16 protein-coding genes are annotated in these 7,822 nt (G+C 58.7%); 7 read left to right on the top strand and 9 right to left on the bottom strand.

The genetic code is table 11. The annotated features are described in order from the left end of the window. Together EOA24_RS20510 and EOA24_RS20515 are read right to left on the bottom strand one after the other, a co-directional pair. Positions 1-253, bottom strand: a 253-nt coding sequence (locus EOA24_RS20510) for a hypothetical protein (RefSeq protein WP_127410015.1), incomplete at its 3' end; no start/stop codon positions are given. A 31-nt stretch (positions 254-284) separates the two neighbouring features. Beyond that, positions 285-470 (bottom strand): hypothetical protein, encoded by a 186-nt coding sequence (locus EOA24_RS20515; protein WP_127258098.1) that lies wholly within the window; start codon positions 468-470, stop codon positions 285-287. A 264-nt stretch (positions 471-734) separates the two neighbouring features. Here EOA24_RS20515 and EOA24_RS43160 point away from each other — a divergent pair, with 264 nt between their 5' ends. The 5 genes from EOA24_RS43160 to EOA24_RS20535 all read left to right on the top strand — a co-directional run bounded on the left by EOA24_RS43160 (position 735) and on the right by EOA24_RS20535 (position 2,915). Further along, the gene (locus tag EOA24_RS43160; RefSeq protein WP_245491212.1) at positions 735-1,085 is read left to right on the top strand and encodes a hypothetical protein; all 351 of its coding nucleotides are present in this window, start codon (positions 735-737) and stop codon (positions 1,083-1,085) included. 43 nt (positions 1,086-1,128) lie between these two features. Next, positions 1,129-1,392, top strand: coding sequence for a hypothetical protein (locus EOA24_RS20525; protein WP_127410016.1), 264 nt, complete (start codon positions 1,129-1,131; stop codon positions 1,390-1,392). Positions 1,393-1,933: 541 nt separating this feature from the next. Further along, positions 1,934-2,059, top strand: a complete 126-nt coding sequence (locus tag EOA24_RS43930; protein WP_281059496.1) for a hypothetical protein — start codon at positions 1,934-1,936, stop codon at positions 2,057-2,059. A gap of 240 nt (positions 2,060-2,299) precedes the next feature. Beyond that, positions 2,300-2,554 carry a hypothetical protein gene (locus EOA24_RS20530; protein ID WP_127410017.1) on the top strand — a complete coding sequence of 85 codons (255 nt, stop codon included), beginning with the start codon at positions 2,300-2,302 and terminating at the stop codon, positions 2,552-2,554. Next, positions 2,544-2,915, top strand: a complete 372-nt coding sequence (locus EOA24_RS20535; RefSeq protein ID WP_127258044.1) for a hypothetical protein — start codon at positions 2,544-2,546, stop codon at positions 2,913-2,915. The genes EOA24_RS20530 and EOA24_RS20535 overlap by 11 nt, the downstream gene beginning before the upstream one ends. 38 nt (positions 2,916-2,953) lie before the next feature. Here EOA24_RS20535 and EOA24_RS20540 read toward each other — a convergent pair whose 3' ends face one another. The 6 genes from EOA24_RS20540 to EOA24_RS20560 all read right to left on the bottom strand — a co-directional run bounded on the left by EOA24_RS20540 (position 2,954) and on the right by EOA24_RS20560 (position 5,356). Then, entirely contained in the window at positions 2,954-3,547 is a 594-nt protein-coding gene (locus EOA24_RS20540; protein WP_127258046.1) for a restriction endonuclease, read from the bottom strand. Between the two features lie 130 nt (positions 3,548-3,677). Next, positions 3,678-3,899, bottom strand: coding sequence for a hypothetical protein (locus tag EOA24_RS41265; protein WP_127258048.1), 222 nt, complete (start codon positions 3,897-3,899; stop codon positions 3,678-3,680). Continuing rightward, positions 3,896-4,138: a hypothetical protein gene (locus tag EOA24_RS20545; protein WP_127258050.1), complete on the bottom strand. Its 243-nt coding sequence runs from the start codon at positions 4,136-4,138 to the stop codon at positions 3,896-3,898. The genes EOA24_RS41265 and EOA24_RS20545 overlap by 4 nt, the downstream gene beginning before the upstream one ends. 10 nt (positions 4,139-4,148) lie before the next feature. Next, positions 4,149-4,595: a hypothetical protein gene (locus tag EOA24_RS20550; RefSeq protein ID WP_127258052.1), complete on the bottom strand. Its 447-nt coding sequence runs from the start codon at positions 4,593-4,595 to the stop codon at positions 4,149-4,151. A gap of 66 nt (positions 4,596-4,661) precedes the next feature. Then, on the bottom strand, positions 4,662-5,123 hold the full coding sequence (locus tag EOA24_RS20555; protein WP_127410018.1) for a hypothetical protein: 462 nt from the start codon (positions 5,121-5,123) through the stop codon (positions 4,662-4,664). 2 nt (positions 5,124-5,125) lie between these two features. Beyond that, positions 5,126-5,356, bottom strand: a complete 231-nt coding sequence (locus tag EOA24_RS20560; protein WP_127255662.1) for a helix-turn-helix transcriptional regulator — start codon at positions 5,354-5,356, stop codon at positions 5,126-5,128. A 142-nt stretch (positions 5,357-5,498) separates the two neighbouring features. On the opposite strand from EOA24_RS20560, the gene EOA24_RS20565 reads away from it, so the two are divergent. Together EOA24_RS20565 and EOA24_RS20570 are read left to right on the top strand one after the other, a co-directional pair. Next, positions 5,499-6,053: a hypothetical protein gene (locus EOA24_RS20565; RefSeq protein ID WP_127410019.1), complete on the top strand. Its 555-nt coding sequence runs from the start codon at positions 5,499-5,501 to the stop codon at positions 6,051-6,053. Continuing rightward, a complete protein-coding gene (locus EOA24_RS20570; RefSeq protein WP_127255666.1) occupies positions 6,050-6,427 on the top strand; it encodes a hypothetical protein in 378 nt (125 codons plus the stop codon). The genes EOA24_RS20565 and EOA24_RS20570 overlap by 4 nt, the downstream gene beginning before the upstream one ends. Positions 6,428-6,737: 310 nt before the next feature. Here the strand turns inward: EOA24_RS20570 and EOA24_RS20575 are convergent, their stop codons facing one another. After that, a complete protein-coding gene (locus EOA24_RS20575) occupies positions 6,738-7,580 on the bottom strand; it encodes a hypothetical protein (RefSeq protein ID WP_127255668.1) in 843 nt (280 codons plus the stop codon). Between the last annotated feature and the right edge of the window lie 242 nt (positions 7,581-7,822).

Below are 7,822 nucleotides of genomic sequence, written 5' to 3' on the forward strand. Positions count from 1 at the left end.
GCCGTACCGCGTCCCGGCTGACCGTGATACCCAGATCCCGGCCGGCGACGGTGACGGTGTGGTCGTCGACCCGCGTGACCTCGCCGATAAGCTCGATTTTCTGCCCACTGCTTATATTGGGCGTTCTGTCCACGATAGAGTGCGGCTGATGATAACTCGGGATCAGCACGCTCACTCGGTCCTCGGTGACGCGCTTCCGTACTGTCGCGGTGATCACGACTTCGTCGCCGACTTTGATAGAGCCCTTCGCCATGCCAATGACTCTGGCGCTGCAACCGGCTTCGTCAAGCGGTTGCTAATGGAACATCGGCCTGAATGTCAGGTTGATTGATCAGTTGGCGCGCCAGGCTGCTATCCAGGCGCGTCGCGTCGGGTGGGGTGCCTTTTCCGCGTTCCAAGGCCCACACGCCGATAAAGAGCCCGACTGGCACCCATGGCAGGCGGGCTCTTTCAAGATTGCTCTTAACCATGCCGAGCGCTCGACGGGAACAACGTCCATTAACATTTGTTATGGCGGCATGCAGAGACCAATAGCCGTAACAGACCCTATTCCCGTAAGCATTCAGCTTGCGGCCATCCGCCTCCAGGTTGCGATCGACAGACGCCGGATCCAACAGGAGCGGTCGGCTCCAAAGGATGCCCCGCCTAACCTACCGCCTATCAGCGGAACCTAATGTTTGCCTCCCGCTTATGCGGAGATGAGCACGCGCGGCGCCAATTTCCTCGAGCGTTGGATGGCAGAGCATCTGCCCAAAGTGCTGACGGATGACCCTGCCGCGATAAGCGATCTGACTGACCAAGCGATGGAAGCTGCGGACCAAGAGGGCATCGAGGTCAGCGAGATATATGAGGAAGTCGGCAGCGTGTTTGAGGTGATCGCTGCGGCGATGCAGCACCGCGACGGCAGTTTGCCGGACAATGATCTCACCGAATTCGACCTCCTTGCCGGCCGACTTTCACGAGAGGCGAATCTCACGGACGCACAGGCTCGCGATCTGATTGAGCGCTTCGGCACGGATTGGGAGAAACTCCTGAATGAAGCTCATTTCCTGAAAGAGCTTGAAGGTCGGCTTAGGCAGGAATAAATCCCTCATCGGTGCGGCGACCCTTTCAGTCACGAGGATCGCCATGGGTAAGGAATATCCGTTCTCAGAAGGCACGCTCGGCGGCAAGCTTGCGGCCGGCACTGGCCTATCCGTCTACTGCCTCACATGCACACGCCGCGCGGTGCTCGACGTGGCTGAACTGGTCAAACGGTTCGGCCCGGATCAGCCGTGCCTTCATTGGGATTTGCTCAAAATCATCTATTGCCACGAATGCCGCGGCACCGGCCGCGACGATCGGAACCTGCAGTTCACCAACCACGCGCTGACGCCAGACAAGAGGCGTTAGAAAAGGCGAGGCCTCTTTCCGTTCACCGCACGTTCAAATCATCAGCAATTGCTAATGGATTTTGTTCACGGCCAACTGGATTAGGCCAGTTCCTAGCCAAAAGAGGTAAGATGGCGCGACGCCGAAGGGCCAGGACGCCGGAGCAGCGGAATGGCTGGACGCCTTGCCCTTAGGCCCAAGGGCCTCCTCCGTCGCCGCTGGTACATCCGCAGTCGGCAACGGAGGTCGGAAGCGGCCCGGCACGCTGACGGGGTAGGCCAGTGAGCGCCGGGCCTAACCGGGGGGACTTCGGCTCGCGCAAATATACGCCGCTGCCCAAATAGAAGGCACATATCCATAAGGACGATGAGGGAGTAGTCTCAGCCCGTCTCATCTCGGGACCAAATTGCTGGCATCAATTTTGCAACAGCCGAATTGCTGGCAAGGGGATACTCTTCACATGCGATTGTCTACTCAGCCTGGGCGAAAGCCAGGATCACCGAAATGCATATACTCGGCGCCACTCCAGATCGACGATGTTCAGATCAATGAAAACGGCGATGTGACCGTCTCGATTATTGCTGACGACATCTACTCGAAGCAATCGAAACAGCGCTATCAGATCACACTGACCGAAGCCGAAATCAGCATTCTCTTCCGTCGCGCCGAACGGCGCTTGCGAGCCTGATGCTTGCCGATAAGCCCGCCGCATGCACGATCCGCAGGGGCGTGCTCGACCGCAACACACAGCGGCCCGACAGTTCCACGCGTTGGGGTGCGTTGGGTTGAACCGCCGGGCCAAGCCGACTCGGGGTGGCGTAGAGGGAGTCGGCCGATGCAGAGGTTACATTAGCAAGGCTGCATGAATATCACGGTTGGTTACATTCCACCGGTTTGGTAGTGTCGACCCAAGCGCAGGGGATGATGCATGACCATCGACGACGACATAGCTCGGGTCGAGCAAGACATTCGCGAGATTGAGGCGCGAATAGAGCGCCAGCGCGGGACAATCACTCAGGCGGAGGAATCTGGCTTGCCGACGGAAGGGCCGCGCAACTTCTTATGGTTTCTGAGAGAGACGTTGAGCCTGAGCCGCGATCATCTGGCCCGGCTGATCACCGACCAAGCACTGGCTTCCCGCAATTCTGAAAATTCAACTGAGACACCGCGGCATGCGCGATAGCGAACTGACCGAGCGGCCCGGGAAGGGCTGGACGCCTCGGGCGAAAGGGCCAGGCGACCATGACATCGAAAAGGTTTGGTGGGCGGCCATTCGCCTCCACCATCCCAAGCTGAACACTACGACCTATTGGGATGGAAGCACGTTGGTCGGGCTCGATCATTGGGGCTACCGCGGCGAGAAGTGGTGCATGCGCAAGCCGCCGGCCGATCATCCGCCATTGCCCGAGGTCTACCGGCGCGAGCGAGAGCGCGCACAGCAGGAAGCGCTCGATCGAGTGCGCATTGCAGCCCAAGCCCGGATACTTGCCCAAATTCAGGCGAGCGGGAAGCGCCAGAGCACACCGGACGAGTTTCAGGTGTAGGACAGCGGCGAGAGGAAACGCGCGCTGGTGGCGGGGCCCTATGGATTGGCCTTCACCTTCTGCAGCCAGGTCCGAAGCTGATCACCGTTGATCAGTTCGAGCCGCTTCTGGCTGAGCAGCGGGCCGATATAGCGGTCTTGGGCAACCAGGGGAGGGAAGTCGGACGTCGTCAGAACATAGCCCTTCGAGACGTCGTTCTCGGAGAGGATCGCCAACGCTAAGCGCGCAATGGCGTCATAGTCGACCAACAGCCCTTCCTTGTATGCTTTCACGGATCCGATGATCTTGACCGTCCCCAACGTGTGCTTGGTGGCAATCACGTCGAGCCCATAATCATGGCTGGCCGGAGTCAGAATGACCTCGTCAAACCCGTCACGCTTGAACGCGCCGGCCACGAGCTCTTCCCATTGGCGAGAAGACAGCGCGTGGGCGTCCCACTTCCTTGTAAGGCTATCGACCACCACTTCCCAGACTGCGGCCGTGGAGCGCACAAGGGTGTCCTCAGCAGCCGACGTGTCCGGGATGATCAGGCAGGCGAAGATGATCTTGACGGTTGCCGCTCCGTCGATCTTGAGGGACAGCACGTCAGAGGCAGTGATCGATACGACTTCCGGTTCGGGTGTCTTCGGCATAGCCGATACTGCCCGGCAATGGACCAGCACTCAAGCCATGCCAGAGCGCTGGCCAGGGAAGCCCGCCAGAGGGCGATCGAGGCAAGAGCGGCGTAGGACAGCGGCCAGCAAGAAGCGCGCTGGTGGCCTGCTATCGGCGCCCGCGCCGGACATCCTCCACGGCATCGGCCGCGGCATTGTTCAGATGCTCGCAATCCATTTCAGCGCCCTTCAGAGAGCCCTTCGCCTGGAGCCGCTCTTTCAGCACCGGACAAGTGCTGGCCATGAAGCTTGGCAATTCGATCGAGAACCTATTCGATCCGGTAATCTGGACATTGGCGCTCAGCGAGCAATTCGGACACTTGACCCTCATGAGTCACCCTCGTCATCGCCCAGGTAAGCTTTCACAAAGCCATCATCCCTGTGCTTGACGCCTTCCTGAGAGGTGTGGTGCCACTTGATCTCCCACAGGGCGGTATTGGCAAGATGTTCCATGATGCGAACCCGATCAGCGGCAGACGGGAGTTGATTGATCAGGTCGTTGACCGCCTTCAGTCCGCCCCTCCGGCCGCCACCCTTCCGATAGGCCTGCACATAAATATCATCAGCCATGTTCACCCTCTCAAATAGCTATCCCTTGTTGCTGGCAAAGCATCATTACTGCAGTGGTTTCGTTGCTAGTGCCGCCCATGCCGGAAACCGCGAACACGCGCTGATCTGAGGTGTTCGTCGCCAAAACCCCGACAAATGGCGTCTGACCGGCATAGCCTCCATAGCTGTTCTTGGCGTTCACGTAGCCGCAGGCGCTCACGACGCCCTTGTCCGATATCGATCCGACGATGTTGCCAAACATCGCGCTGCCCGGGTCTTTCAAAGACTCCGTGACGTAGCGCTTCACGACCTCAACATCGCTGGCCGGCAAAGCATATGGCCGATAGGTTTCTGATGGTGCGGCCGGCGCTGGCGGGAAGCTTGCGGGCTGTGTCGGGGGGAATTGAGACTGTGGCGTTGACTGGCATCCGGCCAATATTGCCAGGCCGACAACAGTCGCAACGGCGCGCTTATTCATCCCCCAGCCCCTCCCACAAGGCGAAGTGAGCATCAGCTAATATTCAATATTTGGCAAGCGGGAGAGTTATAATACGTTTGCGGCCTTTACGGCTGCGACGAGGAACAGCATCAGAGATCCGATCGCCACGATGGGCGTAATCCAAAATGTGGCCTTTGCTACGATCTTCCTTGTCCCTTTCAAGGCAGGCTCTCGTCCTTCGCGCAAATCCGTCAGAAACCCCGCGTAGACGTTAGCGACGACGGAAAAATTGATCCAAGCCAGACCGCCGGCGACGAGAGTTGTCGCCACACCGTAGATCAGCAGAGGACCACATGCTTGATAAAGGCGCGCTCTTGCCTCGCCAGCCTGGGAGATCGCCAACAGCGACCCAGCATGTACCGCCAGGAGCGAGGCGAGCAGCCATTTGCCATACTCGTATTGCCGTTCGAGCGCGCCGAAGAGCATCTCCTTCTGCGCTTGGTATCGAGTCTCAATCGGAATGATCGGTGGAGGTTCAGGCGCCTCGGCTGGCTCGTCTGCCGGCATATTCATTTCCTCAGTCTCACGCCAGCGCCACCGCCGTTCTCGGGGATGAACTCGACGCCGGCTGCTTCGAGGGCGCGGCGCATGTCTTCAAGCGTCCGATCATATGGAGCACGCTTGCCGGCCTCGAAGTTCGCGATCGTTGCCTTGGCGACCTTCGAAGCCGCGGCGAGCTGATCTTGAGACCATCCGATAAGCGCTCGACCGGCTCGGCATTGGGCAGGCGATACAGACAATTTGATGCAACCTTATATCAAAAGTGTTGACTAAGCTTATGGTGTAGGCTTATACCATTAGTGCAAAGTTCTTACAACCTGGAGCAACACCATGCCGAACACTGTTCCGGCTGCCGGCGAAGCTATGCCCGCGGACGAGGGAATGCAGATCGTCACCGGGCGCTTTTCCCGCCGCGCCATGTTCGTCGGCGCAATGGCCTCTCTGCCGGCCATAGCGGTCGCAGGAAGCGCTCTTGCGGCCACAGCCGCCGAGACGCCCGACGAACGCGCTGTGCGGCTCGCAAATGAACTATCTGAAGCAATGAACGGCTTCATGACACCGGCCGGAGGGACGCCCGGCTGGGTGGCCCACGTCGGGCCGTCAAACCATCCCGATCCGATCTGGTTCTCTCAGGATGCCGGATCGGCTCCCGACCCGCTCGCCGATACCATCGCCGAATATAACACCAAGGTAGCCGAGTTCTCGGCCATCCCTGAAAAGCAGATAACATCGGACGAGATTGAGGAAGCCTTTGTGATGGCTACCTATGGTCCAGCCTCTGATAGGCTATGTTATGCAACGCCGCCCGCGACCAGCCTTCGGGGCGTAGCAGAAGCAATTCGCTACGCAATCGATCAGAAGGCCTTCATCGACATTCCGGCGGAGCGCGTCGTGAAGTCGGCGCTAGCCTATCTTGAGCGGCGGTACGGGGTATGAACGCGCCCACCGGAAGTCTGAAGCCGTTCGGCTGCCCGGATGGAGTAGATCCCGCCACATGGCGCCAGGCGATCGAGAAGCGGCTCAACGACTTGTTCGACCGCGCCACAGCCCTGATCACGGCTCTTGACCTGATGGAGGCCGATTGCGACCTCGAGGACGGCGCCGATGCCGAGCCCTGGCTTGGTTGGGGAGAACGCGGCCCTGGAAGCGTCGTGCCTTGGAATGATGGCCGCGGCAGTCCTCACGATGACCGAGAGCTCGAAGACGAGCACGGCGGCGATATCAATGACGAACCGCAAGATGATGACGAGCGGGAGGCCGATGACGCTGAGCATGACCAGCTCGGCTATATCGAGGGCGGGCAATCATGACCGTGCTCGACATCATGTTCATCGGGACGATCCTCGCCGGCGTCATCGCGCAACGGCTCATTGCAGGCTAACATTTCGCTTACGAAACAATATGGCCCGGCTGCTCTCAAGGTGGCCGGGCCTTAGTTTCGCAGGGTCCTATGACAGGTTCAATACCACTCCAGACAGATCGATTTTCTGATCGGCCGAGTCCTTCTTTTCGCTTTGGTCGTTTGTGCCCTGTCGAAACGAGGGAGTGTAAGGCTGGTACGCGTACTCTGGCATAGGCGCCGCGGTGAGTGGCTGGCTTAGTCCAGCTACCTTCTTCGGTTCATGCGCCATGGTTAGTCTCCACGTTTAGCCCCATAGGATAGTAATGCTTTCGAGAAATCCAACGAAAACCTTCGAACTTTGTGACCGTAGCGACGTCGAGGTCGCCGCCGACCGTATTCGCACCAGGTAGAAAACGAACGAACGAGACAGTGGTTTCGGCTAGAAACCGGGCTAGGTCAATTGCATCCTGAACCGGCATAGAAGGTTCCAGCAACTGGGCTTGAGACGCCTGTGCGATCTGTTGCGTCAAGGCGGCCGCATCCTGGGCACTGATTCCCGCTTGCGTCAGTATGGCTGTAGTTTGCGGCGAAATTCCTAAGACAAGACGAACGCAGGCGTCCGGTTGACCATCCCACTCGATTCTGCAGTCCTGCTCGCCAGCAATCAATTGCGGGGCGATCACCGTGGCACCCGTCAGTTGCATCTTCCAAAGTTCGCTACCTGCAGCACCGGCAGAATACCCGCCAACGAAGAATGTAAATGACGAGGCGTTCCGAACGGGGTCCGGAAGCGCAGCAAAAAGCGCGCTGAACCTCCCAAACGCATAATCGGCGACTTGTTTGATCGTATAGACCTGCAGATCGATGCCGGCTGCACCAGAAGCAATCTCGTGGCGGATTTCCTTGGCGATGGTAGAGATCGATGAATTGCCAAAGTTCCCAAGCCCGCAAGTCATCGCGGCGACGGGCCTCCCTCGGATTAGGTTGAACAACTTGTGTCCGTTGTCATAGACCCGCATCACGATTTGGTTGCCAGCTGCATCCGTGGTGACCATAGAAGACGCGCTGTCCGCGACGAAAACCAAGCAGTCGTGGACTTTAACTGCGATGCAGATAGTCATTTTGCCCTCACCCCTTGGCGGGCAGAAAGCTCCCGATTCCAGTCTGTTGTCAACAGAGAGTGGCGGTTTTCCGGGCTTTTCATCCTGGGGCGGCTACCCGCACGGCTACCCACGCCAAAGCTTGCAAGGGTAGCCTACCGCAGCGGTAGAATTAGAATTTGCAAGTAATTTCAACGTTGGTGCGGACGACGGGAATCGAACCCGTACGATCAGAGATCGAGGGATTTTAAGTCCCTTGCGTC

It is taken from the genome of Mesorhizobium sp. M2A.F.Ca.ET.039.01.1.1, assembly GCF_003998035.1.
Classification (GTDB): domain Bacteria; phylum Pseudomonadota; class Alphaproteobacteria; order Rhizobiales; family Rhizobiaceae; genus Mesorhizobium.

Bases quoted from the DNA above. Each gene is read 5' to 3' on its own strand.
- EOA24_RS43160 (WP_245491212.1), top strand. From the start codon at position 735: ATGGCAGAGCATCTGCCCAAAGTGCTGACGGATGACCCTGCCGCGATA.
- EOA24_RS20540 (WP_127258046.1), bottom strand. From the start codon at position 3,547: ATGCCGAAGACACCCGAACCGGAAGTCGTATCGATCACTGCCTCTGAC.
- EOA24_RS20535 (WP_127258044.1), top strand. From the start codon at position 2,544: ATGCGCGATAGCGAACTGACCGAGCGGCCCGGGAAGGGCTGGACGCCT.
- EOA24_RS20545 (WP_127258050.1), bottom strand. From the start codon at position 4,138: ATGGCTGATGATATTTATGTGCAGGCCTATCGGAAGGGTGGCGGCCGG.
- EOA24_RS20525 (WP_127410016.1), top strand. From the start codon at position 1,129: ATGGGTAAGGAATATCCGTTCTCAGAAGGCACGCTCGGCGGCAAGCTT.
- EOA24_RS20515 (WP_127258098.1), bottom strand. From the start codon at position 470: ATGGTTAAGAGCAATCTTGAAAGAGCCCGCCTGCCATGGGTGCCAGTC.
- EOA24_RS41265 (WP_127258048.1), bottom strand. From the start codon at position 3,899: ATGAGGGTCAAGTGTCCGAATTGCTCGCTGAGCGCCAATGTCCAGATT.
- EOA24_RS20565 (WP_127410019.1), top strand. From the start codon at position 5,499: ATGCAGATCGTCACCGGGCGCTTTTCCCGCCGCGCCATGTTCGTCGGC.
- EOA24_RS20570 (WP_127255666.1), top strand. From the start codon at position 6,050: ATGAACGCGCCCACCGGAAGTCTGAAGCCGTTCGGCTGCCCGGATGGA.
- EOA24_RS20575 (WP_127255668.1), bottom strand. From the start codon at position 7,580: ATGACTATCTGCATCGCAGTTAAAGTCCACGACTGCTTGGTTTTCGTC.
- EOA24_RS20550 (WP_127258052.1), bottom strand. From the start codon at position 4,595: ATGAATAAGCGCGCCGTTGCGACTGTTGTCGGCCTGGCAATATTGGCC.
- EOA24_RS20555 (WP_127410018.1), bottom strand. From the start codon at position 5,123: ATGCCGGCAGACGAGCCAGCCGAGGCGCCTGAACCTCCACCGATCATT.
- EOA24_RS20530 (WP_127410017.1), top strand. From the start codon at position 2,300: ATGACCATCGACGACGACATAGCTCGGGTCGAGCAAGACATTCGCGAG.